Consider the following 24,077-nt stretch of genomic DNA (forward strand, 5'->3'; position numbering starts at 1 on the left):
CCGGCGAGCTGGGCAGACCGTCACGGTCGTGGTCCTGCCCGGGGAGTCAGTCGGTGTCGCGCAGGGCGCCCCAGGTGTCGTGTGCCACCACTCCGTCGGCTTGCAGGCCCCGGTCGCTCTGGAACGCTTCCACCGCGGCCTGGGTGCCGGTCCCGAACTCCCCGTCGACGCCTGTGCTTCCGACGCTGTATCCGCGCTTGGTCAGCATGCACTGCACCTGTTGTACGCGTTTGCCGCTGTCACCGAGGCGGGTGCGTCCGTTGCCGGCGTAGTAGGTGCACTCGGAGAGCCACGGGGCGGTGCCGGTGGACGCGGTGGGGGAGGGGGTGAGGGTGGGGGAGGCCGTGGGAGCCGGAGCGGTGTGGCTCGGGTCGGCGTCGGCGGAGGGCTGGGCCTCGGTCGGCGAAGTGGCCGTCTCCGTGCCGTCGTTGACGCCCTTGTCTGCGGCGCCGTCGACGTCCGGGCGGGTCAGGCCGCTGGTGCCCGAGGGCGCGGGGGCGGGCGTACGGCCTCCGGGCAGGGTGGAGATGGTGCTGCCGGAGCGGGTGCCGGTTTCCGGGGCGTCGGCGGTCGCGGGCCGCTCCTCGGGGAGGCTCCAGTAGGTCGCCGCAGCCAGGACGCAGGCCGAGAGGGAGGCGGCGGCGATCCATAACGCCCGTCTGCCGCGCGGGGACGACGTCCCGGCCCGGTCAGGCGGCCCCGACGGCGCCGGCTGCGGGCCGGGTTCGACCGGTACCGGTCGTGCCACGGGTGACGGAACAGGGCTGGGGACGCGCGCGGAGAGGCGCGCGGCGGGGAGGACCGGCGAGGGCGGGCGGGTCAGGGCCGACACGGGCAGGCGGCGCAGGGTCTCGTAAGCCTGTTGCCGGTCAAGCAGGTTGGCGCCCAGCGGCTCGGGCCAGGCGGCCGGCACCGTACGCGCCGCGGCGGCGTCGATCAGTTCCTGCGGGGTGGGCCGCTCCGCGGGCTCCTTGGCCAGGCAGGCGGTCAGCAAGCGGCCGAGGTCCGGGTCCGCCGCCGCGATCTCGCCGAGGACCTCGGGGTTCGCGTTCTCGTACGCCACCCGGTGCATGACGTCGACGCCCGTGCCGTCGCCGAACGGCGCGCGTCCGGTGGCCGCGTAGACCAGGGTCCCGGCCAGCGAGAACACATCTGACCGGATGTCGGAGCGGCCCTCCTTGAGGTGCTCGGGCGACATGTACGCGGGAGTCCCGACGCGATTGCCCGTACCGGTGATGGCACTGGCGTCGGCGGCCTTGGAGACCCCGAAGTCGATCACATGGGCGCCGTGGACGGACAGCAGTACGTTGGACGGCTTCAGGTCCCGGTGCACGATGTCCTCGGCACCGAGCCCCGCCAGGGCCTGCCCGAGGTCGGCCACCAGGCGCCAGACGGAGTCCGTCGTCAGGGGCGCGTCCTCGCGTACGGTCTCGGCCAGGTCGAAGCCGGGGATGTAGTCGGTCGCCATCCACAGCAGGTCGTCGTCGAAGCCAGTGCCGCACAACCGGGGCGCGTACGGCATGCGCAGACGGGCGTGAACCGCCGCTTCCCGTTCGAAGCGGCGCCGGAATCTGGGGTCCTCCGCGTACTCCGGCCTGATCACCTTGGCCGCGACCAGCCCGGGGCCGTCGTGCGCGGGGCGCGCCAGATAGACCCGTCCCATACCGCCGCTGCCGAGCAGCGCCACGGGCACCCAGGGGCCGACCCGTCGCGGGTCGCCGGGCCGCAGGGGCGAGGCACCGGTCCGCCGCAGCGCGGTACCCGCGTCGTCCGTAGGCTCCGGCCGCTGTCCGGACAAGAAATCCCCCGAAGTTGCTTTCGGCGTACGCCAGTTCGTATGTGGTGGAAGAGGAGGCTAACCCAGCCCGCCCGCGCGTTCAGCGAATCGACGACTTCGATGCCGTGGAGGCTCCGGGCACCGAGTCTGCCGCGCTTCCCGGGGGAACGGAGGAAGGGGCCCGCGACGCCCGTGACCTACGAAGCGGCAGCCGTGAATGTCGCGCCGCCGTTCGCGCTTGACGGGTCACCGCTCGCGGTCGAACCAGGCCGTCGACTCGGGCAGGAACAACAGCACGATCACCGGCACCCCGAGCAGGATCCGCACCGCCGCGTCGAGGAACGGCCCGGGCGACGCCGCCTCGCCCAGGCGTGTGACGGTCGGCAGCACCACGAGCGCCATCAGCACGAGGGTCGTCGTCCGTACCCCGCCGCGTGCGCTTCCGTCGTAGGTGAGGCAGAGCGCCGCGCTGACCCACACCAGCAGCCAGGGCGCCATCATCTCGCCCTGGCCGTAAGCGGTGAGGCTGTCGGAGAGCGCGAGCATCGAGACGATGCCGGCGAGGGCGAGCGTCAGCAGCAGGATCTGGACGGCTCGCAGCGGTGTGGGCATCACGCGTTCAGGCACGTCGGACATCGGCTCATCCCCCCAGGCGAAGATCACATCGTAGCGGCCCGAACATCGCTGCGATCGCACGGCCGTTGGCGTGGGGGGTGAGGTCTGTTCATCGGCGGGTGCCGCGGAACTGTGAGACGCCGGAGGCTCTTTCAACGGCCCGTGGAGCAGGTGCGGGTGGCACTGCCGGCCCGCTGCCGCCTTGCACCGGTCACGACGGCTCGACCGCCGATACGGCGGTGACGGTCACCGTGTCGTCGCACTCGGCGAACTGCCCGTCGTCCAGGGCCACCTGGTGCGCCCCGGATCCCGGCAGTCCGACGACCATCGTGGGATACACCACGGGCGCTGAACCGGACACGCAGTATCCGTCGGCCTCTCCCTGCACCTGTACGAACGTCAGCTTCACCCACGCCTTGCCGCCGGGGGCCACGTTCACTGACGCCGTGGCTCCGGTCGGCTTGACGGTGAGAGGCACGTTCATCTCGGGAGAGCCGTTTCCGGCGCCGGCCACCGTGGGGTGCCCCTTGAGGGCGCAGGTCCGTCCGGACACGTTGGTGAACTCGACGACGGCCGCCCCGGTTCCCGTACCGGCCGGCCGCACGGCGGCCTGACGTGCGGTCGCCTTGAGGCTGCCGGCGGAACAGGTCGCCGCCGACCCGCCCGGAGCGGGTGCGGAGGCGGTGGGCGCGGGCTGGGAGGCGGAAGGCGTAGAGGCACCGGGAGCGGAGTCGGCGGGTTTCGGGGTGTCGGGTGTGGAGGGGGCCGCCGAGCTGACGGCCCCGGACGGGGTGGCGCCGCTCGATCCGTTGTCCGTACCGCCCCCGTCGGGCTGACATCCCGACATCGCCAGCGCCGCTGACGTCACGATGACCGCCATCGCCGAACCGCGCACCGCGTTCACGTACCGCATGCTGTCCCCCGTATCCCAGTCGTCCGGAGCCCGGCTCTTCGCCGCTCCGTCGAACCAGACAGAACCGTGGCGCTGGTCAGTTCTGCCGCACTCCGGCCTGTGACCCACTGGTGACGAAGTTCGGCCATAACCACGGTGGAAGGCCCCGGGGACCGGCGCTGCCGATCTCCGCGGGTGGCAGAGCTGTGACGGTGGCGATGGTGCTGTTGGCGGCGATGCTGTTCAGCGCAGGGCTGGGGGATGCGGGTCGCGGACCTGCGCGGGGTGGTCTCCCGGTCGCTGCGGCTGATCCGTACGATCCGACTCCTGCCCACGGGGCAAAGCGGGAAATGCCTACCGTGCCGCCGCACCGTCGCAGGCGCAGCCCGCGGTGGTGCCGCAGCAGGCGTTCGGTGCGGCTGCCGTGCTCTTGCCGAGTGTGTCGGCGTCGGCCTTGACGACGTAGACCTCCCAGGGTTCCTGGCCCGGGCCGGTCACCCAGGTCTTGTCCTGGACGGCGTAGCAGCAGGAGGTGTCGTTCTCCTCGGAGGTGGCCAGGCCCGCCTGCTGGAGCCGGGCGGTTGCGGCGGTGACCTGGTCGGTGGTGTCGACCTCGACGCCGAGGTGGTCGAGGCGGGTGTCCTCGCCGGCCTCGCCCTCGATCAGGACGAGCTTGAGCGGGGGCTCGGTGATGGCGAAGTTCGCGTAGCCGGGGCGGAGTTTGGCCGGCTCGGTGCCGAACAGCTTGGCGTAGAAGGCGATCGAGGCTTCGAGGTCGGCGACGCGCAGGGCGAGCTGAACGCGGGACATGGCGGGCTCCCTGATCGGAGTGTTGGTTCGATGTCTGTTGCGTGTTGTTTCGATGTCTGTCGATACAGGGAGCTTGCCTCTCTGATTAGGCGGCTGTCAACATAGACGTATGTCGAATCTGGAGCTGAAGGTGCTCGGCCAGGACGCGGAGGCGGCCGCGTGCTGCTCGCCGATGGTCCACGAGCCGCTCGACGGGGAAGCCGCCGTCCAACTGGCGAAGATGTTCAAGGCGCTGGCGGACCCGGTCCGGCTGCGGCTGCTGTCGCTGATCGCCTCCCATGAAGGCGGCGAGGCGTGCGTCTGCGACCTGACCGGCCCGTTCGACGTCTCCCAGCCGACCATCTCCCACCACCTCAAGGTGCTGCGCGAGGCCGGGCTCGTCGGCTGCGAGCGGCGCGGCACCTGGGTCTACTACTGGGTCCTGCCCGCCGCCCTGGCCAGGCTCTCCTCCCTGCTCCAGGCCCCGGCCGGCGCGAGTGCGGGAGCGGCGAGGTGACCGGGGGAGCGGTGCTCGGCCGCGGAGGTCGTCGAGGACGGGCGCGCACTTCGACCTTGTGGTCATGCCGGCCGCCTGGCCGCACCACCGAGGCGGTCCGGTCCTCCGACGTCGTCATCACCAGGGGCTGCGGCGACGCCTGCCCCTCCTTCCCCGGCGAGCGGTACCTGGACTGGCAGCCGGACGACCCGGCCGCCCAGGGCGCGGGCGCCGTCCGCCCCCTCCGCGACCGGATCGAGCAGCGGATCCGCGGCCTGCTCGCCGAGCTCGACATCGAGGTCACCCCGTGACCGCCGCAGCGGTGACCGTCACCGCGATGCTCCCCGAACACGCCGAGCAGGTCCTGGCGATCTACCAGGCCGGGATCGACGGCGGCGACGCCACCTTCGAGGAAACCGCCCCCACCTGGGAGGTCTTCGACGCCACCCGGCTCGCCGAGCACCGCCTCGCCGCCCTCGACGGCGACGGCCGGGTGCTCGGCTGGGCCGCCGCGGTCCCGGTCTCCGACCGGTGTGTGTATGCCGGGGTGGTCGAGCACTCCGTCTACGTCGATCCCGGCGCCCGAGGGCGCGGCGTCGGCCTCGCCCTGCTCCAGGCACTGCTGGCCTCCACGGACGCGGCCGGGATCTGGACCGTCCAGTCCGGCATCTTCCCGGAGAACACCGCCAGCCTCGCCCTGCACATGAAGGCCGGCTTCCGCGTTGTCGGCACCCGCGAACGGCTCGGCCGGCACCGCGGTCGCTGGCGCGACGTCGTCCTCGTCGAGCGCCGCAGCCCCGCCGTCGCCTGAACCGGCCCGGCGGCGAGCGCGGGTGGATCAACCGGCAGCAAGCCGGGGAGTCCAGCGTCCTGACGGCGTGACGACGTGACGGCGTGACGGCGTGACGGCGTGACGGCGTGACGGCGTGACGACGGGACGACGTGGTTCAGGCTGCCAGGGGCATCGCCGTCGTGTCCCGTGCCAGGCGATCCGGTCGCTGTCTCACATGCGGGACCTGGTCAGAGCCGTACGGCCGTGCGGATCAGGCCGGCCAGGGTGAGGGAGCGGCTGTGGGCAGGCCAGGCGATATGAGTCACGATCGGCGATGCGTCGGCCAAAGGGACGGCCGTGTGCTCGGTCCACAGCCAGGAGCGGGCGGAGTCGGGGACGATCGCCACGGTGCGTCCGAGGGCGATGAGCTGGGCCAGTTGTGTCTGGTTGTGGATCTCCGGGCCAGGGCCGGGTGGGTAGGTGCCGCGCGTGGGCCAGCGGGCGAGCGGCAGACCGGGGATGTCCCTGACATCGGCGAGGGACAAGGTTTCGTGGGCGGCCAGGGGGTGCCCGGTCGGCAGGACGGCGACCTGCCCCTCGGTCGTCAGGGGCTCGCTGTCGAACCCGGCGAGGGAGTTCCACGGCGTGTGCATGAGCGCGACGTCGGCGCGTCCGTCGCGCAGCAGTTCTTCCTGCTCGTTGATGCTGCACGGCAGCACCTCGATCTCGGCGCTGTCGGGCTCGGCCGCGTAGGCGTCGAGGAGCTTGCGCAGCAGGTCGTGGGAGGCGGCGGCCTTCACCGCGAGGACCAGCCGTTCGCGGGAGCCGCCGAAGCTGTCGGCACCGCCGGCGCGCCGGGTGCGGCGAGCGGCGGCGGCCGTCGCGTCGAGGGCCGCCCGTCCCTCCTGGAGCAGCACCTCTCCGGCACCGGTCAGGCGGACACCGCGACGGTTGCGCTCCAGCAGGCGGACCCCGAGGCGCCGTTCGAGCTGCTGGATAGCCCGCGACAGCGGCGGCTGGGCCATGCCGAGGCGCTCGGCGGCCCGCCCGAAGTGCAGTTCCTCGGCGACGGCCACGAAGTACCTCAACTCGCGGGTTTCCAAGGTGTCCACGGCCGCAGCATACGTGGGTGATACCTGCTAGGTATGACAGGCCACCGTATCGGTGTTGGCCGCGCTGTTCGTCCGAGGGCCACCATGATCAGCATGAGCGAAACGATGATCGCGCTGGTGACCGGCGCGAACAAGGGAATCGGGTACGAGATCGCGGCCGGGCTGGGCAGCCTCGGATACCGCGTGGGCGTGGGAGCCCGTGACGAGGCCCGACGCGACACCGCTGTCGGGAAGCTGCGCGCCCTCGGCGTGGACGCGTTCGGGGTGCCGCTGGACGTGACCGACGACCGGAGCGTGACCGATGCCGCGGAGCTGGTCGAACGGCTGGCCGGGCGCTTGGACGCCCTGGTCAACAATGCCGGTGTCTCGGGCGAGATGGGCCCGGGGTGGGAGCAGGACCCGACCGTGCTCGATCTGGAGGTGCTCCGCACGGTCGTGGACACCAACGTCATGGGTGTCGTCCGGGTGACCAACGCGATGCTGCCGCTGCTGCGACGCTCGGCCTCGCCCCGCATCGTCAACGTCTCCAGCAGCGTCGGCTCCCTGACCCGGCAGGCGGACCCCGACACCGAGATCGGCCCGATCATGGCGGCCTACGCGCCGTCGAAGTCCTTCCTCAACGCCCTCACCGTCCAGTACGCCCGACAGTTCACCGGGACGAACATCCTGATCAACGCCGCCTGCCCGGGCCTGGTCGCCACCGACTTCACAGGCTTCCACGGACCCCGCACCCCCGAACAGGGCGCGGCCACACCGATCCGGCTCGCCACACTGCCCGACGGCGGCCCGAGCGGGTCGTTCTTCGAGGACGACGGCGTCGTCCCCTGGTGACCACGATCTGCCCTCAACCGCGCCCACGCCGCCACCGCGAGCCGCCGTGGCTTCCTCTCTTCCTTGCGTCGGTGTGCCGCCCGCACCGGCGGCTGTGCCGGTGCAATACATTCTGGGAGGATTTCGGGCACATCGGGTGTCCCGTCGCAACGGGGGTCCGTCATGCAAACCTCGCTCCGGCTCTTCGCGGTCCCGCTGGCCGCGGCACTTGTCGCCGGGTGCGGCAGCTCCAGCGGTTCGGGTGACGCCGGTGTTTCATCCAGGACGCCGACGAGCACCGTATCGGCGGGGATTCCCGGCTGCGCGCCGGAGTGCCTCTCAGGCGGTTCGGATCCCGGCACCCTGCCTGCGGGTTCACATCGGACGTCCCACTTCCTCAATGGGCAGCTGACGGTGGCCTTCACCGGGCGGTGGGAGAGCCATGAGGACCAGCCCGTCGAGTTCTCCGTGGCACCGGAGGGCAGCTGGGATGTGCACCGGGTCCTGTTCTGGTCCGACCTGATCCCGGTGGGCAAGGATCGCAAACGTGCCGCAGGCGTGGCCAGTACCGCCTCGGAGCTCGTGGCCTGGCTGGGAACTCGGCCGAACCTGCACGTCTCCACACCGCGGAGCGGCAGCATCGGCAAGGCTCCTCTGCCGGCGAAGGTCGTCGACATCGCGATCTCCAGCGCGGCGGTCAACGAGGCCGCCGACTGCCCGGTGCGGGCCTGCGCGGACTTCCTGACCTGGCCGAACGCCGGCGACAATGTCTATGGCATCGCGGAGCCCGCGGTACTGCGGCTCTATCTGTCGGACGTCGAGTACGGGGGCAGGAATCATCTGCTCGCCGTCGGGATCGAAGGGCAGGACCGGGCCGACCTCAAGGACTTCCTCCCCGAAGCGGAGCGCCTCATCGCCACTGCCGACGCCCCGCTCAGCCCGGCGTCCTGAGTTCTCACCTCCTCCAGCTGTGGAGCTGCGTCATCCGACGCCGGGGGCGGTGCGGGGGTACAGCGTGCGCAGGCCCTCGTTCAACGCGTACGGCAACGCCGACCCGTGCGTCTGCCTCGGGTACAGGCGGGAGGTGAGCTCCAGGGACGGGTAGTCGCGCAGCCGCAGCAACTGCGCCATGCGGGTCATCGACCCGAGGATGTCGACGGCGGCCAGATAGGGATCGGTCAGCTCCGCCTCGCCCGCGCCGAGGAACACCTTCGCCGCCAGGTCGTCGTGGGTCGCGGCGTATTCGGCTTCCAGCGTGAACAGCAGATCCTCGCATCCGCTGAGCGCAGGGCTGCTGGCCAGATAGCCGCCGAAGGCCGCCGGGCGGGACAGCAGGGCGAAGCCGACGAAGTGTCCGCCGCCGGAGAACCCCACGAGACCGTGGTGGTCGTCGAACCGGAACTCGCGCGCCAACCGCGGGCGCAACTCGTCCACCAGGAACGACAGAAACGCCTCGGCGCCGCCGCCCCTCGGCAGGTCGCCGGACTGTGCTTCCATGTGTGCGCCGCCGGGCCCTGCGTTGACCCATCTCGGCCTCGGATAGAAGTCGTGTGTTCTACGCGAGCCGAACTCGGCGGGATCGCTGTCGTCGGGAGCACCGACGCCGATCACGATGAGCTCGGCGACTTCCTGCACGGTGTGGAGCCAGTTCAACAGGCCGACGGTCAGCGGGAAGCTGAGGGAGGCGTCTGTCACCCACAGGACCGGGTAGCTGCGGTCATCGTGCTCGTACGACGGGGGGAGCGCGATGTGCACATCGTGCGGCCAGGGCACGTCGGTCCCCTGCGTCCGTCTGGTCGGCAGGACCTGATAGGTGTGCCGGGCCGGGGACACGACTTCCTCCTGCTGGTCGGTCGGCGTCATGCCGAGGTGCCGAGTGGGGGGTGGTCGAGGACGCGGGGTTTGTACTCGACCAGCTGGATGCGGCCGTCGAACGTGCGGTGGTCGGTCATCTCCAGGGCCACGTCCGGATAGCCGTCGTAAATGCGTTCCTCGCCCGTGGCCCCGGTGATCACCGGGAACATCACGACGCGGAAGCGGTCGACGAGTCCGGCTCGGAGCAGGGAGCGGGACAGGCTGAGGCTGCCGATGGTGCTGAGGAGGCCCGAGCCGGTCGACTTCATGGCGCGGACCGCCTCAACGGCGTCGTCGCGGACGAGCGTGGAGTTGGCCCACTTCAGGGGCTCTTCGAGGGTGGCGGAGAACACCACCTTGGATGCCTGCGTGAGTTGGTCGACGGAGGCTTCTTCCTCCGGACGGAACTCGTCTTGGCCGGCGGGGATCTCGCCTGCGGCGAAGCCCGACATCAGGCGGTAGGTGTTCGCTCCCATCAGGTACGTGACCTCGGGCTGTTCACCGAGCCATGCGAGGTACTCCGGGCCCTCCAGGCCCCAGAACCCGGGCCAGCCCTCTCCCGAGGCGTAGCCGTCCAGAGAGGTGATGAAGTCGACGAGAAGCTCCGACATGACAGCGTCCTTTCGTGAGGTGTCACGAGCTTGGACCGGGCGGGAGCCGCGAACTCATCGGCCGTGCCGGGGAGCAACGAGAAAAGCCCATGACGCCTTGTTGCTGTCCGTCTGTCGTGCCTGGTCCAGGCTGCGCCGGAGCCGGGCCTGTTGCGGGGGGCGTGGACACGGGATGAGTCTCCGTCCAGCGTCCCAGGCCCGCCGACCTCCGCCACTCCGGGCGACGGCTGCCTCACCGGGCCGATGTGGCGTCGCGGCGTGACAATGAGAGACGGCGGCTGCTCAGGATCTGGGAGGCACCGTGAGTGATCTCGAGTTCGAACAGAAGCGGACGCTGTCGCGTGTCGAGGCGGCCGACCAGCTGGAGGCCGTGGCGGCCGCGCTCAGACGCGGTGGGCAGGCGGAGCTGGACATCGGCCCCGGCCGGCTGACGGTGCGCATCCCGGACGAGCTGCGCACCGAGCTTGAGGTCGAGCTGGAGGACGGCGAGATCGACCTGGAGATCGAGCTGTCCTGGCGGACGCCGCAGGCCGGCCGCGCGGCGGACGAGGACTGACGGGGGAGGGGACGAGGACTGACGGGGGAGGGCCGGAGGCGTTCCGTGATCCGATCCGTGAAGACGCTCAGCCGAGGATCCGGCGCTTCTGGGCCTGCATCTCCTCGTCGGTCAGGATTCCCTGGGCCTTGAGGTCGGCGAGCTGCTTGAGCTGGTCGATCTTGTTGGACATGTCGTCGCCGGTGGAGGACGGTGCCGCTGGCTGGGCCGGGGCGGGCGGTGGCGCGGCGGCCGGCTGTTCGTAAGAGGGCTGCCGCTGCTCCTGCTGTGCCCAGCGGCCGGCCTGACGCCTGGAGACACGGTTGGACACCGCTGTGGCAGTGCCTGAGATCACGGCGGTCCGTGCGACGCCTCGAAGAAGTCCCGGCATGGTGTGTCCTTGGTGTTGTACGCGGTCAGGAACGGGGATTCGGGGCTCCCAGGGGAGCCGGGAGGGGCCTGCGTCAGACCTTCACCGGTCAGCTCGACGGGGTGGTCTGCTCGAGGGCGTCCAGCGACGCGAGGAGGGCCTGCACCGGGATTCTGCCGCCGGCCACCATCTGGGCGCCGCCGCGTCGCAGCTCGCGGGCCAGCGGTGCGGCCCAGGTGTTCTCGTACACCAGGATCGCGGCCGAGGTGTCCGCCTCCAGTGCCGCGGCTGCGTCCTGGAGGTCGCTGTGGTCGAGGAGGCCTGAGGAGGCTCCTTCGAACACGGTCAGGTCGACCCCCTCGCCGATGTCCTGAAGCTCCAGCGCGGCCACCGAGCCGTCCGCTTCCTTACGGACGAACACCAGGTCGAGGATGCGGATGATGCCGCGGTCGACGAGGTCGAGGAGCAGGGGAAAACCCTGTCCCGTCATGCGGTTGCCGGGGAATTCGAGGACCAGGTAGTCGACAGGTCCCATGTCTTCCAGCTCTGTGTTCACGACCACTCCCCACAAGCGGATTCGGTCCATCGTGGCGTCCGGAGCAAGTGCACCTGGGCCGGCACGTCGGCGACCGCGAGGGTGACTCCTGTCAGCCCATTGCAGCATCGGGCGGGCGGCCCCGCACCTCATGCGGGGCCGGGGGCGGCATGACCGGGCTCAGGCCGTTGTCGGGTCCTTCGACGGCGGGGGAACCACGACGGCGAGGCCGTTCTGGCGAAGTCGCTCGCTTCCCCAAGCGCCGAGCGGGCGCAGTGCCTCGTTGAGCGCGGCACCTGCCTCCGTGAGTGAGTACTCGACCTTCGGCGGCACCTCTGCGTAGACCTCGCGGTGGATGAGCCCGTCCTCCTCCATCTGGCGAAGGTGCTGGGTGAGCATCTTCTCGCTCACTCCGGGGAGCGCTCGACGCAACTCGGCGAAGCGGCGGGTGCCGTGGGCATGCAACTCCCAGAGGATGAGGCCCTTCCACTTTCCGCTCACGACATCGAGTGCGGCATCGATTCCGCAGATGTAGGGACCTCGACGGGCAGGCATGGGCACCTCGTTCGGTTCGGTTGGGTGGGGGTACTTACCAATTGGTGTGTACCCCACTATTTAGTCGGTACTTCCGGGGGACGGTGGTGAAGGCGAAGCTGGTCGACAAGTGATCAAGGGATCTAGAGATCCAGAGATCAAACCCCAGCGTCTTCAAGGAGTTTCGCGCATGACCACTCGCTCACCTGTCACCGTGCTCGGTCTCGGGCCGATGGGCCAGGCAATGGCCCGCTCCCTCATGCGAGCCGGACACCCGGTCACGGTGTGGAACCGCACGCCAGGTCGCGCCGAGGAGGTGGTCGCGGCAGGGGCACAGCTCGCCGCCACCCCCGCGCAGGCCGTCGCCGCCGGTGACCTCAGCATCCTCAGCCTGACCGACTACCAGGCGATGTGGGACACCCTGGGCGGCGCGACGGCGTCTCTACGGGGGCGGACCTTGGTCAATCTCAGCTCCGACACCCCGGACCGCACCCGTGAGGCCGCGGTATGGGCGGCCGGCCACGGAGCGACGTTCCTGACCGGCGGTGTGATGGTGCCGGCCCCGATGGTCGGCACCGAGGCGGCGTACGCGTACTACAGCGGACCCCGTGAGGCGATGGACCGGCATCGGGAGACACTCGCCCGGATCGGGACGCCGCGCTATCTCGGCGAGGACCCCGGCCTGGCCCAGCTCATGTACCTGGCGCATCTCGACGTGTTCCTCACCACGCTGTCGTCGCTGACGCACGCCGTCGCGCTGCTGCAGTCGGAGGGCCTCAAGGCGAGCGACGTCTTCCCGGAGCTGATGCCGACGCTGGTCGGCATCCCGGCCATGCTGGAGGCGGGCCGGAATCCTGCCGCCCAGATCGACGCCGGTGAACACCCGGGCAACCTGAGCACCGCGACGATGATGGGAGCCACCGCCGACCACATCGTCGCGGCGAGTGAGCAGGCGGGCATCGATCTCGCCCTGCCTCGCGCGGTGCAGCGCCATTACGCCCGCGCGATCGCCGACGGGCACGGCGGCGACAACTGGACCCGCATCATCGACGGCATCCGCACACCGCACCCGGAGGCCTGAGCGCTGTCCTCGGCGGGGACCTTGCGTGCCGCCGAGTACAGCGGTGTCGAGACGGTCGCCGTGCCCGCGTTGATCAGGTCGGCGAGAACAAGTCCGACCGCCGCTTCATACGGCCATGACTCTTTCGTGGATGTCGGTCACGACCTTGCGGGCCGAGCTGAACGCGCCGTGCTGCCAGGCGATGACATGGCTGAGCCAGTCGCCGGCGAAGTAGACGTGCCCGGCCGGCTGGTTGAGCAGCTTGTACTCGGGACCGCTCTGCGAGGGCCAGCCCACCCAGCCCGCCTCGATGTGAGGCGTGCGATGCCAGGCCACGCTGAAGGAGTGATCGAGTTCGGTGCGGTACTTGTCACCGTGGATCTTCACACCCCGGCTCACCGCCCGCGCGACGCGCTCAGCGTGCGGCAGATCGCTGTAGGCGACGGCGCTGGCACCGAAGTTGTAGTAGCCGATGAGTGTGCCGCGGCGGCCCTGGTAGCCGTACGAGGGGTACCAGATGGTCGCCAGGTCCGTGTCGGTCGGCGTGATGCCGCCGTAGATGTGCTCGTCCGTCTCCCACCAGCGGCTGCGGTACTCGAGCCCCACCTTGCCGACAGGCGTCGGGGAGGCGTACTTCAGCGCGGCGGTGACGTTCGTGCCCAGGTTGTGCTTGAGGCGGGCCATGACCATCGGCGGCATGGCCGCGACGACGAAGTCGGCGCGCTGGGTGCGGTTGTGGCCGCCGGTGTCCTTGTACGTGACCTCGGCGCCGTCCGGCAGGTCCTTGACCTCCAGCACCGTGGCGCCATAGGTGATGCGGTGCCGGCCGATCGCCTTGGCCAGGGCGTACGGGATGGCGTCCATGCCGCCCACCGGCTGGAACATCAACATGGCCTGGTCGTAGCCGAATTCGAAGGCGAAGCGCTGCCCCACGCCGCTGGCCACGACATCCGACAACGTTGGCACCGGGCCGAGGACCGTGCCCTCCTCGAAGGCCGCGCCGGGTTCGACGGAGTAGCCTCGGCGGTCGCTGCCGGTGTAGGCGTAGCCGTCGGCCTTGCCTTTGATGGCGCCGAAGCTCTGCAGGAACGCGATCAGCCGTTCCTTGTCCTGCGCGGTGAGCCGTGCGTCAAGGGCGCCCTGGTTGGTGGCCTTGGCGAGCAGTTCGGAGAGGTAGCCGTAGACGTCGGCCTTCGCCGTGCGCCAGCGCATGGGCTTGCCCGCGAGGGCGGCGCTGTTCTCGTGGTAGATGTACGCGTTGGCGTTCTGGTTGGTGAACACCTGGAGTTCGACGCCGAGTTCGCGGCAGTACTCGAGGGTGACGTGGGACTGCGGCAGCCGGGCCGGGCCCGCGTTCATGTACTGGCCCTTGGTGAACGACGCCGTCTGCGTGCGGCCGTCGAGGTCGGTCAGCTCGGTGCCGCCGCGGACCGTCCAATTGCGGCCCCCGGGACGGTCGTTCGCCTCCAGGATGCGGCAGTCGTAACCGGCCTTGCCCAGCTCGTACGCCGTCGCCAGGCCGGCTATGCCGCCGCCGAGCACGAGCACCTTCTTGCCGCTGCGCCCGGTGAGCGCGAAGTCGCTTTGCCGGGGCGCCCGGTACTCGTCCGCCCGTACGTCGGGCACCGGGGCGAGCCCGAGTGCGCCCATCGTCGAGTACAGCACTCCGGCGCCGCCCGCGGCACCGACGGATCTCAGGAAGTCACGGCGGGACGCGGGGGATTGCTCTGGAGCCATCAATTCCTCCTCATCCGAACCCCGGCACGCGCGCCGCCCGGGGTGCGGTCGGTCGGTCAACCCGGTCACGTGGGGGGTGAGTTGCTGAGGGGACCGGAGGTGCGTCGCCATGAGCCTCCGTCAGGACTGTTACAGCGCCATGCCACTGACGTAACCGGTCCGAGCCGTGAGCCGCGGGCCGCGAGGAAGGAACGGGCACGCGTAATTCAGGTGCTCATCCAGGACTGCCGTATTACGGTGAACCCCGTTCAGGTGCGCAGGTTGCGGCTACTTCTCCTGCAAAGAGAGCAACGCGGGTTCGAATCCCGTCGCCGGCTTCCGGCCGGTGTCGTCCAGCGGCCCAGGACGCTTACGTCGCCGCCGCCGATCTTGATCTCTGAACACCACGGCGCAGGCCGCCCGTCACGGGGGAAACCGGCGGGCGGCTTTGTCGCGTCGGATGGTCGGGCGAGGGCGTCATGCTCGTGCAGTGCGTGCCACGGCTATCCCCGACTGGAGCGCGGCAACCGGATCGGATGCCTCATCGAGCTCGATGAGCACGGTGGCGGCGCCGGGAGTTCGCGCCATCTCTGCGGCCCATGCGGTGAAGTCCACGATGCCCGTGCCCAGTTGCGTCATGTAGGGCTGTTGCTGCGCGAAGACCGTCTCGTCGATGGTGAGTTCGACGTCGATCGGCCTGACCGCGTCCTTCCAGTGCGCCAGCGCGATGCGCTGGGAATGGCGGCGCGCGACGGCGACGGGGTCGCCTCCGCCGAGCGCGATGTGACAGGAGTCGGGGCAGAGCCAGACGTAGCGCGGGTCGGTCAGGGCCATGAACAGGTCGATGTCCCTCTCGTACCAGAGCGTGCTGTTGGACTCGGTGTGGAAGGCCAGGCGCACTCCGTACTGGGCGACGGCCTCTCCCACCACGTGGGCGATGCCGGCCATGCGGGTCATGTACGCGGCGTCGACGAAGAAAGGGGGACGCGTGCCGAACGTGGCCCGCATGGGCAGTCCGGCGACGAGAATGTCCGCCCCGACTTCGGCGAGGAAGGCCGCGCGTCGCTCGGCGTCGGCGACGATCGCGGGCAGATTCGAGCCGTCGCGCCAGTCGGGGCTTTCGCTCGCCGCGATGAAGGCACTCACGACGGACAGGCCGCGGGCCGCGAGGTCGCGGCGGAACGCCGGGGCGTCGCCGAAGGTCCGAAGGACCGAGTCGATGTCACCGGGCGCGAAAGTCAGCTCGATGCCGGTGACCCCGGCCTCGGTCAGCGCGTCCAGCACCCGTTCCCAGAACCGCTCGGGGTTCTTGGCGGCCCAGTCGCGGAAGGCGTCGGCGGAATCCAGCCCCCAGAACTCCGGGTGGTAGAAGGTGACGATGTCGGTGGCGAAGCGTGGTTGCGCGGCGTGCGTCTGCGGGGTCGGTCGGGTCACGCGGCACCTGCGCGGGCGTTGTAGACGACCGTGCCGTCGGCGTCGACGGCTTTGCGGTAGCCGCGGAACACGGCGAGCGCCTCCTCGCGGAGCACGTCCCCGGCGACCTCGATGCCGCGCGCCTGGAACTGCTCGGCCCAGTCCGCGCCGAGCGGGCCCTCGTCGAACGTGGTGATCTCCTCCAGTTCCGGGCCCTCGCCGGCGACCACCAGAGCGCGCACCCCGGACCACATCGTCGCGCCGTAGCACTGGACGCACGGACGCCAGTTCACGACGAGTTCGTGGGCCGGCATTCCGTCGCCGCCGAGGTCCCAGCCGCCCGCCGCCGTCTGGGCCAGTGAGAGCGCGACGACCTCGGCGTGCGCGCTGGAGACGCCGGAGGCGAGGACGACGTTCACGCCCGCCGAGACGATCCGGCCGGTGTCCCGCTCGGCGACGAGGGCCGCGAACGGACCGCCGTTGCCCTCACGCCAGTTGCGGTCGGCGAGTCGGTGGACGAGGCGCATCCGGTCGTCGCGGCCGGGGACGACGGCGGGCACGTCGGCGAGTTCGTCGTCGATCCACGCGGGCAGTGCCACGCGGTACTCCTTGGGGATGTCCAGCACGGGGTGGGGTTTCCTCTCAGTGAGCGGTGAGTCCGTGAGCGGTGAGTCCGGAAGTGGTGAGGCCATGAGCGGCGAGGGCGCGGGACCGTTCGACGACGGCGCGGGCGGCGCGAACGGCCGTCACCGCACCGGTCAGGGTGACGTTGGCCGCCATCGCGGTCGGGATGACGCCGTTCCCGGCGAGGTACAGGTTGTCGTACCCCCACACCCGGCCGTCCGGGCCGCACACGCTGGTGCCGTCGTCGGTGGTGCCTGACCGGACGGTGCCCGTCTGGTGCAGGGACGAGCCGGGTGGCAGTACGGCGCGTTCGGTGGCGGGATCGAACGGGCCGAACGCCTCGGCGAGTGACGCGACTTCGTCGAGTGCCCGCCGGATGAGTGCCCGGTCCGTGGCCGAGTAGTCGAACTCGATACCGATGCGTGGCATCCCGGCGAGGTCTGTTTCCGTCGGCGAGAACACGAGCCGGTTCTCCGGGCGCGACTCGACGGGGACGTACAGCGACAGGCCCACCGAGTGGGCCAGGGGGTGGCCGGCCTCGTCCACGTAGGTGCGGTTCATGATCTGGCCGTGGAACGGCTGGGCCGCTCCGTTGCGGGGCAGCCACAGCGAGTCCGTGCTGAACTCGCCGGGGCGCGGCAGGGGCAGGGCGCTCACGTCGAGGCCGAACCGGTCGAGGTCGAGCAGGACGCGGGCGGTGACGAAGGCGTGCTCGTTGAGGTACCGGCCCAGCGCTTCGGGCCGGATCCCGGAGGCGAACAGCAGCTGGGGGGTGCGCAGCGCGTCGGCGCAGACCACCACGGTGTCCGCGAGGAGTTCCGACTCGGCGCCGTCGGCTGTGCGGCGCAGGCGGACACCGGCGACCCGGCCGTCGTCGCGGACGATGAGCGATGTCGCGAGTGTTCCGGTCATGAGGGTGAATGCCGGGTCCCCGCCGGTCGCGATGGCGGTGAAGATCGTCCCTGGGCCGGTGCGCGGCATGGGGCCCGATGCCGTCGTAGTGACCGCCATGGGCATCGGCTGCGGGTGCCGGTCGTCCGGCCCGACACCGGCGTAGCGGCGGCGCAGGACGTCGAGGACCGTCCGGCCGACCTCGGTGGGGCCGATCGCGCGGGGCGTGACCGCGAGCAGCCGGCGGGCGGTGTCCAGGTCCGCCGCCCAGCGGTCCGGGTCACCGAAGTCGAACACCTCGTCCCCGGCGGGCCAGGGTGTCGCGGCGGTCCAGTGCACGCCCATGCCGCCCGCGTTCCACGCGAGCGCGGTCGCGGGCATCGCCTCGGCGGCGTGGCCGAAAGCGAGTGCGTGGAACATGCCGGGCGTCAGATCGGCCAGGTTCTCCGGGACGTCACGGACCACCTCGGCGCCCGTGTACATGCCTTGGATGCCGGTGGCGACCTGTTCGTTGTAGCGGGACCAGAGAACCGGGTCGTCGAGGTCGTGCAGGTGCAGGCCGGGGGTCTCACCGATCGCCGATCCGCCGTCGACCATGGTGAGGCGGAGCGTGGGATCGGCGTCGCGCAGCAGTCGGGCCACGACGGAGCCCATGATGCCGCTGCCCACGATGAGGACGCCGGTGCGGGGGGTGTCGGTCACGAGGAAACTCCATGGGGGACGCCACTGGGGCGGATGTGTGCGGGGGTCACGCGCGGGGGACCAGCGGGCCGAACAGTTCGGTGTCCATGCGGTCGAGGGCCAGCTTCACGGCGCCGATGAGCGCGGCGTCGTGTCCCAGACCGGTGGCACGCACCTCGACCGCGGGGGTGCGGGCGTCGCGCAGGGCCTCGCGCACCCGGGGCAGCAGTACGTCGGCCGCGTCCTCCAGGCCGCCGCCGAGCACGATGAGCGAGGGGGCGACGGTCCACGACAACGTGGTGAGGATCGACGCGATGTTCTCGACGAACTCGTCGACCTCCGCGAGTGCGCTCGGGTCGCCGGCCCGGGCCGCGTCGAAGCGGTCGAGCGCGACGCGCCGGAGGTCCGGTTCCGGGGAGGTCAGCCACGCCACGGGGCGGTCCTCGATCGGGCCGGTCGCTATCGACCGGGCCTCGACGATCTCACCCGCGGCGCCGTCGAGGCCGCGGTGCACGGTTCCGCGGATGAGGACGCCGAGGCCCGTCCGGTTCCCGAGCACCGCCCACACGAGGTTGTCGTGATCACCGCCGACGCCCCGCCAATGCTCCGCCAGCGCGCCGAGGTTGGCGTCGTTGTCCGCGAACCAGGGCATCCGGATCCGCCGCGCGAGCTGTTCGGGCAGGTGCACACCCTCCCAGCGCGTGGTGTGGACCAGGCGCCGTACGACTCCGTCGTCGTCGATCGCGCCGCCGTTCGCGACCGCGCCGGCGCGCAGCCGGTCCGTCGAGCCGCCCGCGTCGTCGAGCGCGTCGAGGACCAGTGCCGCGGCGTCGTCGAGGGTGGCGTGCGGATCCTGGTAGGCGCGCAGCCGCCGGTGCGCCCGGCCGAGGACGCGGCCGCGGACATCGGCGACGACCGCGGAGACGTCCGAGGTGGTGATGCACACGGCGGCCAACAGCGCGTTCTCGGCCCGTAGTTCATAACGGCGGGCGGGGCGCCCCGCGCAGCCGCTGGTCGGCACGCGCTCCAGCTCGGTCACCCAGCCTGCCGCGACGAGCGAGTCCAGGACGAGTTCGATGGTACGGCGGGAGAGGCCGACCTGGGCCGCGAGCGCCGTCAGGGTCGTCGGCCCGGCCGACACGGCCAGTGCGCGCAGGATGACCGAGGTGTTGACGCGTCGGACGGCGCTCTGGTTCATCCCGTTCATGCGGGAGGTGCCGTTCGTTCGGGTCATCGGCGCACCTCCGCCCGCTCGTACACGGCCCGCACCACGGGGTCGAACACGCCGGTGGTGTCGGCCGCGAGCGCTGCCCCGGGGCGGCCGTACTCGCGAGCCGGATCGCCGGGCCTCCCGGTCGCCCTGGCCCAGGCCGGCTCCCGGCCCACGACGAAACCGACCAGGTCGGAGTGCATGAGTGTGGCCAGCTCTGCGGACGGGTCGGGGCCCAGTGCCTCCGCGACGCCCGGTGCGTCGAGCACGTCGAAGAAGTACGGGATGTCGACGCAGTGGGTGGCCCCGCCGAGCACCGGAGAGGGCCACTCGAAGGAGTACAGCCAGCTGCCGGCGGCGGCGGTACGCCGGGCGGCCGCCACGCGCGGGCAGGCGGCGCGGAACAGGGTGTCGCTCACACGTGTGCCCACCGCGCGGGCGGCGGCGCGTTCGGCGGGGGCGACGTGGCTCGGGTGGGGGCTCTCAGGGGTGGCGCCACCGTCGAACTCGTCGCCTGTCGCGCCGAGCAGCACAGGTACGCGGTGCCCGTGCCGGGCGAGTCCGTCGGTGACGGCCCGGGGCAGGACGTCGTCGCCGACGAGCGGGCCGAGGACGAGCGCGCCGTCACCGGACTCGGTGCGCAGGTCGCCGACGGCCTGCTGGATGCGCCCCACCGTGCGGCTGCCGAATCCGGTGCGCGTCGACGGCACACCCAGGCTGCTCGCGAGCCGCTCCAGGACGTCGCGTGCGACCTCCTCGCCGACGTCGAAGAGGCCACCGGACACACTGACGGCGCGCTGGAAGCGACCGTCGGCCAGGGGCGACGAGAGCAGCGCGAGCACCGCCGCGCCCCCGGCCGACTGACCGGCGACGGTCACCCGGTCCGGGTCGCCGCCGAACGCGGCGATGTTCTCCCGCACCCAGTCCAGCGCGAGCAGCAGGTCGCGCAGGCCGAGGTTGGTGGGGACGCCGGCCAGCGGGGCGAATCCTTCGACGCCCAGCCGATAGCCCACGGCGACGCAGACGACCCCGTCGCGGGCGAACGCGCGGCCGTCGTACCACGGACTGGCCGGGCTCCCCGCCAGGAAGGCGCCGCCGTGGATCCACACCATGACCGGGAAGGGCGCGCGGTCGTCGGGCGCGGCCGGCGCGACGACGGAGAGGTTCAGCACGTCCTCGCCCGGGATCGACGGTTCCGGCACGGTGGTCGTCGGGAACAGCGGCACCTGCTGCGCGGTGGGGCCGTGCCGGGAGGCGTCGTACGGTTCCTCGAAGCGGCCGCGTCGCACCGGCGCCGCGAACCGGCGTGGGCCGGTGGGTGGTTCGGCGTAGGGGATGCCGAGGAAGCGCCGTGTCCGTCCGGTGCCACGGCCGACGACGGTTCCGGCGGGAGTGTGCACGGTGACCGGCTCGCCGGGCGCGTCGAGTGAGGTCGTCCGGTCGTGCGACGCGGTCACCGCATGCCCGTTCCGGCGATGCCCCGCACGAAGTGACGTTGCAGGAAGAGGAAGAGCACCAGCACGGGCAGCATCACCACGATCGCGCCGGCGAGCATCAGCCCGTAGTCGGTGACGTGCGCCGCGGCCTGACTGGTGGCGGCGAGGCCCACCGGCAGCGTGTAGCTGGACGTGCTCTGGGCGACGATGAGCGGCCAGATGAAGTTGTTCCACGAGAACAGGAACGACATGATCGTGACCGTCGCGACCGCGGGACCGGCCAGCGGAAGGAAGATCCGGAAGAAGATCCGGAACTCGCCCGCGCCGTCGATCCGGGCCGCCTCCAGCAGTTCGTCGGGGATCGACAGCGCGTACTGCCGCATGATGAAGACCGACAGCGGCAACGCCATGGCGGGCAGCGCGATACCGGTGAGGGTGTCCGCCAGACCCAGGTCCACGGTGATCACGAACTGGGGGACGAACACCGCGGTGAACGGCACCATCAGCGCGGCCATGACCGTGCCGAACGCGATCCGCTTGCCCGCGAAGTCGAGCTTCGCGAGCGCGTAACCGGCGGCCGAGGCGGCCACGATGTTGCCGATCACCACGATCGCGGCGACCACGATGCTGTTGACCAGGAACCGGCCGAAGCCCTCGGTGGCGAACAGCCGGGTGAAGTTGTCGAGGGTGACGTCGTGCGGAAGCCAGGCACCCGGATCGGAGCGGATCTCGTCGAGGCTGCGCAGCGATCCGCTGATCACCCAGAGGAACGGCAGCAGGGTGAGCAGGGCGCACAGCACCAGGGCGGCGTACAGCAAGGGCCGGGCGAGGGACCGGTGGCGCACGGCGATCCGGTCGGCGTCGGTCGTGCCGGCGCTCATCGACTCGGGCTTCTTCAACGTCGCTACGTCGGTCATGTGCGGGGCCTCAGCAGTCGGAACTGGACGACGCTCACCAGGCCTATGAGCAGGAGCGTCACGAAGGAAGCGGCCGAGGAGACCCCGAACTCGCCGGCGCCGAACTGGCGGTAGGTGTACAGCGCCACCGATTCGGTGGAGCCCAGCGGGCCGCCGTTGGTGAGCAGGTACGGCTCGTCGAACACCTGGAGGTAGAAGACGGTCAGCAGCACTGTCACCACGAGGGTGGTGGGCACCAGGAGGGGCAGGGTGATGTGCCTCAGCTGCCGCCACCGGCCGGCCCCGTCGATGGCGGCCGCCTCGTACACGTCCCGTGGAACCGCTTGGAGTCCGGCGAGGAACAACACCATCGCGTAGCCGAAGTTGCGCCAGATTCCGAGCAGGATGACCACGGGCATGGCGAGATCGGGGTCGTCCAGCCAGTTGGGTCCGGCGAAGCCGACGGCGCCGAACACCTCGTTGACGGTGCCGTTCGCGTGGAAGGCGTACTGCCAGATCAACGCGACCGCCACGATGTTCGTGACGACCGGTGCGAAGAAGACCGTACGGAACACGCCGCGCAGCCGCCGGATGCCGGAGTCAAGCGCGAGCGCCAGCGCCAGCCCGATCCCCATGGTCAGCGGCACTCCGACGGCCACGAACAGGCCCGTGTTGAGGAGGTCCCGCAGGAAGCTGTCGTCCCGGAACAGCCGCAGGTAGTTGTCGAAGCCGACGAGGTCGACGGCGAAGGGATGACGCAGATCCATGCCCCGCAGGTCGGTCAGGCTGAACCCGAGCGCGGCGACGGTGGGAACCGCCGTGTACAGCAGGAACACGAGGGTGAACGGTGCGAGGAACAGCCACGCCACAGCCGTACGGCGGGCACCCCGGGGCCGCCGGTCCTTGCGGGGCGATGCCGGAACAACGGAGGTCATCGGGGAGTCACTCCGTACCCGAGCCGAGGCTCTCGGCGTACGCCTGAACCTTCGCGGCCGCCTTCTCGGCGCTCTGGGTGCCCTTGGCCACGCCCTCCATCTCCTTGCCCAGCCGGGTCGCGACCTGCTGCCAGGTGCTCACCTGCGGGAAGGCCCGGGTGGTCTTCATCTGCGTGAGAAAGGCGTCCAGCAGCGGCTGGTCGGCGATGGCCGGGTCGTCCCAGGCGGACACGACGGCCGGCAGCGAGCTGTACGCCTTGTACTGCGCGACCTGGGTGCTCGGCGTCGCGAGGTGCCGGACGAGCTTCCACGAAGCGTCCGCGTTGCCGCTGCTCGCGAGGACACCCCAGGTGCCTCCGCCGGCGAAGGACGTGCTGCCCGACGACCCGGCCGGCAGCGGTGCGGTGGCGACGTGGGACGTCGTCCAGCCGGTCTTCTTCGCGGCCGTGTCGAGCTGGCCGACGACCCACGGGCCGGTGATCATGCAGGCGGTCCTGCCGGAGACGAAGTACGGCTGGGCGTCGAGGAACGTGGGCCCGCTCGGGTCGGCGGTGCCGGAGGTGAAGAACGACGCGTTGAACTTGAGCGCGTCTACCGTCGCCGGAGTGTCGAGCGTCCACTTGCCGTCGGCGGAACGCAGCGAGCCACCGGCCTGCCAGGCGTACATCGCGACGTCCTGGCCGTTGAAGATGTCCCAGCCGATGTCGGCCCCGAGGCCGTGCGCGGCGCCCGCGTCCTGGAGCGCCTTCAGGAACGGCACCGTCGCGGCCCAGGTGGTCGGCGCCTTCACGCCCGCCTTCTCGGCGAGGTCGGAGCGGTAGACGAGCGCGTAGGTGTACGCGTACCAGGGCACGGTGTAGGCGACGTCCTTGACGACGCCGGCGTCCCAGAGGCTCTTGAAGAAGCTGTCCGGTTCGACGAGGCCGTCCGGAACGGGCCGGAGGATCGACGGATCGAGGAACTGCGCCTGCGCCTCGGGGAAGAACTGGGCCAGGTCGGGTCCCTTGCCCGCGGCGATCGCCGACTGGAGCTTGGTGTAGTACTCGGCGTTCGGGATCAGCGTGAACTTCACGTCGAGGTCGGGGTTCGCGGCCTTGAACGGCTTGATGACCTTCGCGAGCACGTCGGCATCGCCCTGGGGGGCCCAGACCTTGACGGTGCCTTTGGCCGGGGAGCTGTCGACGGGCTTGGCGGAGGCGGTCGCAGCGGTGTCGTCGCCGCGTCCGCAGCCGGCCAGGGCGAGGGTACCGAGGACGGCCATGCCGCTGGTCAGCTGGAGGGCGCTGCGTCTGGACATGTTGGACACTCTGGGCTCCTGCCTCACGAAGGTGCTGAGGGGCTCGCCCGGCCTGGGGGCGGTCGGTGCGGCTGACAGTGACGGTAGGAAGGGGGTGTTTCGGCCGCATGGCCGGAACCGGCCTCGATAATTTCGGAACTTGTAGCGAAATCCGTCGTCATCCTGGTGGGCACGCAAACCGGAGGCGGTACGACACAGGTGTGTCGTACCGCCTCC

The 24,077-nt window shown here is 70.9% G+C and carries 25 protein-coding genes and 1 pseudogene; 7 read left to right on the forward strand and 19 right to left on the reverse strand.

Annotated elements, in window-relative coordinates; all coding sequences use genetic code 11:
- Positions 1-46 precede the first annotated feature (46 nt).
- The 4 genes from EJC51_RS43700 to EJC51_RS43715 form a co-directional block, all read right to left on the reverse strand.
- On the reverse strand, positions 47-1,798 hold the full coding sequence (locus EJC51_RS43700) for a serine/threonine-protein kinase (RefSeq protein ID WP_244363155.1): 1,752 nt from the start codon (positions 1,796-1,798) through the stop codon (positions 47-49).
- Positions 1,799-2,023: 225 nt separating this feature from the next.
- Positions 2,024-2,413, reverse strand: a complete 390-nt coding sequence (locus EJC51_RS43705; protein ID WP_126276191.1) for a hypothetical protein — start codon at positions 2,411-2,413, stop codon at positions 2,024-2,026.
- A 190-nt stretch (positions 2,414-2,603) separates the two neighbouring features.
- Positions 2,604-3,305, reverse strand: a complete 702-nt coding sequence (locus EJC51_RS43710) for a DUF4232 domain-containing protein (RefSeq protein ID WP_208870786.1) — start codon at positions 3,303-3,305, stop codon at positions 2,604-2,606.
- Between the two features lie 333 nt (positions 3,306-3,638).
- On the reverse strand, positions 3,639-4,094 hold the full coding sequence (locus EJC51_RS43715; protein ID WP_126276192.1) for an ArsI/CadI family heavy metal resistance metalloenzyme: 456 nt from the start codon (positions 4,092-4,094) through the stop codon (positions 3,639-3,641).
- A gap of 109 nt (positions 4,095-4,203) precedes the next feature.
- Between EJC51_RS43715 and EJC51_RS43720 the strand changes: the two genes are divergently transcribed.
- The 3 genes and pseudogenes from EJC51_RS43720 (at position 4,204) to EJC51_RS43730 (ending at position 5,380) form a co-directional block, all read left to right on the forward strand.
- Complete coding sequence (locus EJC51_RS43720; protein WP_126276193.1) at positions 4,204-4,590, forward strand: ArsR/SmtB family transcription factor; 387 nt, start codon at positions 4,204-4,206, stop codon at positions 4,588-4,590.
- Positions 4,591-4,661: 71 nt separating this feature from the next.
- A pseudogene (locus EJC51_RS43725) lies at positions 4,662-4,880 on the forward strand (low molecular weight phosphatase family protein); the annotation flags it as partial.
- A gap of 26 nt (positions 4,881-4,906) precedes the next feature.
- Positions 4,907-5,380: a GNAT family N-acetyltransferase gene (locus EJC51_RS43730; RefSeq protein ID WP_126277382.1), complete on the forward strand. Its 474-nt coding sequence runs from the start codon at positions 4,907-4,909 to the stop codon at positions 5,378-5,380.
- Between the two features lie 209 nt (positions 5,381-5,589).
- Here EJC51_RS43730 and EJC51_RS43735 read toward each other — a convergent pair whose 3' ends face one another.
- Positions 5,590-6,453: a LysR family transcriptional regulator gene (locus EJC51_RS43735; RefSeq protein ID WP_126276194.1), complete on the reverse strand. Its 864-nt coding sequence runs from the start codon at positions 6,451-6,453 to the stop codon at positions 5,590-5,592.
- Positions 6,454-6,546: 93 nt separating this feature from the next.
- Between EJC51_RS43735 and EJC51_RS43740 the strand changes: the two genes are divergently transcribed.
- Both EJC51_RS43740 and EJC51_RS43745 read left to right on the forward strand, forming a co-directional pair.
- Positions 6,547-7,284 carry an SDR family oxidoreductase gene (locus EJC51_RS43740; protein WP_126276195.1) on the forward strand — a complete coding sequence of 246 codons (738 nt, stop codon included), beginning with the start codon at positions 6,547-6,549 and terminating at the stop codon, positions 7,282-7,284.
- Between the two features lie 393 nt (positions 7,285-7,677).
- On the forward strand, positions 7,678-8,214 hold the full coding sequence (locus tag EJC51_RS43745; protein WP_126276196.1) for a hypothetical protein: 537 nt from the start codon (positions 7,678-7,680) through the stop codon (positions 8,212-8,214).
- 30 nt (positions 8,215-8,244) lie between these two features.
- On the opposite strand, the gene EJC51_RS43750 is transcribed toward EJC51_RS43745, so the two are convergent.
- Complete coding sequence (locus EJC51_RS43750; RefSeq protein WP_244363159.1) at positions 8,245-9,126, reverse strand: alpha/beta hydrolase; 882 nt, start codon at positions 9,124-9,126, stop codon at positions 8,245-8,247.
- Positions 9,123-9,728, reverse strand: coding sequence for a dihydrofolate reductase family protein (locus EJC51_RS43755; protein WP_126276197.1), 606 nt, complete (start codon positions 9,726-9,728; stop codon positions 9,123-9,125). Before EJC51_RS43755 ends, EJC51_RS43750 begins: the two co-directional genes overlap by 4 nt.
- A 301-nt stretch (positions 9,729-10,029) precedes the next feature.
- Here EJC51_RS43755 and EJC51_RS43760 point away from each other — a divergent pair, with 301 nt between their 5' ends.
- Positions 10,030-10,284, forward strand: a complete 255-nt coding sequence (locus EJC51_RS43760; RefSeq protein ID WP_126276198.1) for an amphi-Trp domain-containing protein — start codon at positions 10,030-10,032, stop codon at positions 10,282-10,284.
- A 67-nt stretch (positions 10,285-10,351) separates the two neighbouring features.
- Here the strand turns inward: EJC51_RS43760 and EJC51_RS43765 are convergent, their stop codons facing one another.
- The 3 genes from EJC51_RS43765 to EJC51_RS43775 form a co-directional block, all read right to left on the reverse strand.
- Complete coding sequence (locus EJC51_RS43765) at positions 10,352-10,654, reverse strand: SHOCT domain-containing protein (RefSeq protein ID WP_126276199.1); 303 nt, start codon at positions 10,652-10,654, stop codon at positions 10,352-10,354.
- Positions 10,655-10,742: 88 nt separating this feature from the next.
- On the reverse strand, positions 10,743-11,168 hold the full coding sequence (locus EJC51_RS43770) for a DUF6325 family protein (protein WP_126277384.1): 426 nt from the start codon (positions 11,166-11,168) through the stop codon (positions 10,743-10,745).
- Positions 11,169-11,348: 180 nt separating this feature from the next.
- Positions 11,349-11,723: a winged helix-turn-helix transcriptional regulator gene (locus tag EJC51_RS43775; RefSeq protein WP_126276200.1), complete on the reverse strand. Its 375-nt coding sequence runs from the start codon at positions 11,721-11,723 to the stop codon at positions 11,349-11,351.
- A gap of 169 nt (positions 11,724-11,892) precedes the next feature.
- On the opposite strand from EJC51_RS43775, the gene EJC51_RS43780 reads away from it, so the two are divergent.
- Entirely contained in the window at positions 11,893-12,783 is an 891-nt protein-coding gene (locus tag EJC51_RS43780; protein WP_126276201.1) for an NAD(P)-dependent oxidoreductase, read from the forward strand.
- Between the two features lie 105 nt (positions 12,784-12,888).
- Here the strand turns inward: EJC51_RS43780 and EJC51_RS43785 are convergent, their stop codons facing one another.
- The 9 genes from EJC51_RS43785 to EJC51_RS43825 form a co-directional block, all read right to left on the reverse strand.
- Positions 12,889-14,499, reverse strand: a complete 1,611-nt coding sequence (locus EJC51_RS43785) for a flavin monoamine oxidase family protein (protein WP_126276202.1) — start codon at positions 14,497-14,499, stop codon at positions 12,889-12,891.
- Between the two features lie 456 nt (positions 14,500-14,955).
- Entirely contained in the window at positions 14,956-15,912 is a 957-nt protein-coding gene (locus EJC51_RS43790) for a sugar phosphate isomerase/epimerase family protein (protein WP_126276203.1), read from the reverse strand.
- On the reverse strand, positions 15,909-16,517 hold the full coding sequence (locus EJC51_RS43795) for a nucleoside deaminase (protein WP_126276204.1): 609 nt from the start codon (positions 16,515-16,517) through the stop codon (positions 15,909-15,911). The genes EJC51_RS43790 and EJC51_RS43795 overlap by 4 nt, the downstream gene beginning before the upstream one ends.
- Before the next feature lie 16 nt (positions 16,518-16,533).
- Positions 16,534-18,108, reverse strand: coding sequence for a GMC oxidoreductase (locus EJC51_RS43800; protein WP_126276205.1), 1,575 nt, complete (start codon positions 18,106-18,108; stop codon positions 16,534-16,536).
- 46 nt (positions 18,109-18,154) lie between these two features.
- Positions 18,155-19,321 (reverse strand): ROK family transcriptional regulator, encoded by a 1,167-nt coding sequence (locus tag EJC51_RS43805; protein ID WP_244363162.1) that lies wholly within the window; start codon positions 19,319-19,321, stop codon positions 18,155-18,157.
- Positions 19,318-20,754 carry a carboxylesterase family protein gene (locus tag EJC51_RS43810; RefSeq protein ID WP_126276206.1) on the reverse strand — a complete coding sequence of 479 codons (1,437 nt, stop codon included), beginning with the start codon at positions 20,752-20,754 and terminating at the stop codon, positions 19,318-19,320. Before EJC51_RS43810 ends, EJC51_RS43805 begins: the two co-directional genes overlap by 4 nt.
- Positions 20,751-21,650 carry a carbohydrate ABC transporter permease gene (locus EJC51_RS43815; RefSeq protein ID WP_399577427.1) on the reverse strand — a complete coding sequence of 300 codons (900 nt, stop codon included), beginning with the start codon at positions 21,648-21,650 and terminating at the stop codon, positions 20,751-20,753. Before EJC51_RS43815 ends, EJC51_RS43810 begins: the two co-directional genes overlap by 4 nt.
- Positions 21,647-22,564, reverse strand: coding sequence for a carbohydrate ABC transporter permease (locus EJC51_RS43820; protein WP_126276207.1), 918 nt, complete (start codon positions 22,562-22,564; stop codon positions 21,647-21,649). The genes EJC51_RS43815 and EJC51_RS43820 overlap by 4 nt, the downstream gene beginning before the upstream one ends.
- A 7-nt stretch (positions 22,565-22,571) precedes the next feature.
- Positions 22,572-23,870: an extracellular solute-binding protein gene (locus tag EJC51_RS43825; protein ID WP_126276208.1), complete on the reverse strand. Its 1,299-nt coding sequence runs from the start codon at positions 23,868-23,870 to the stop codon at positions 22,572-22,574.
- Between the last annotated feature and the right edge of the window lie 207 nt (positions 23,871-24,077).

It is taken from the genome of Streptomyces aquilus (genome assembly GCF_003955715.1).
Classification (GTDB): Bacteria; Actinomycetota; Actinomycetes; order Streptomycetales; family Streptomycetaceae; genus Streptomyces; species Streptomyces aquilus.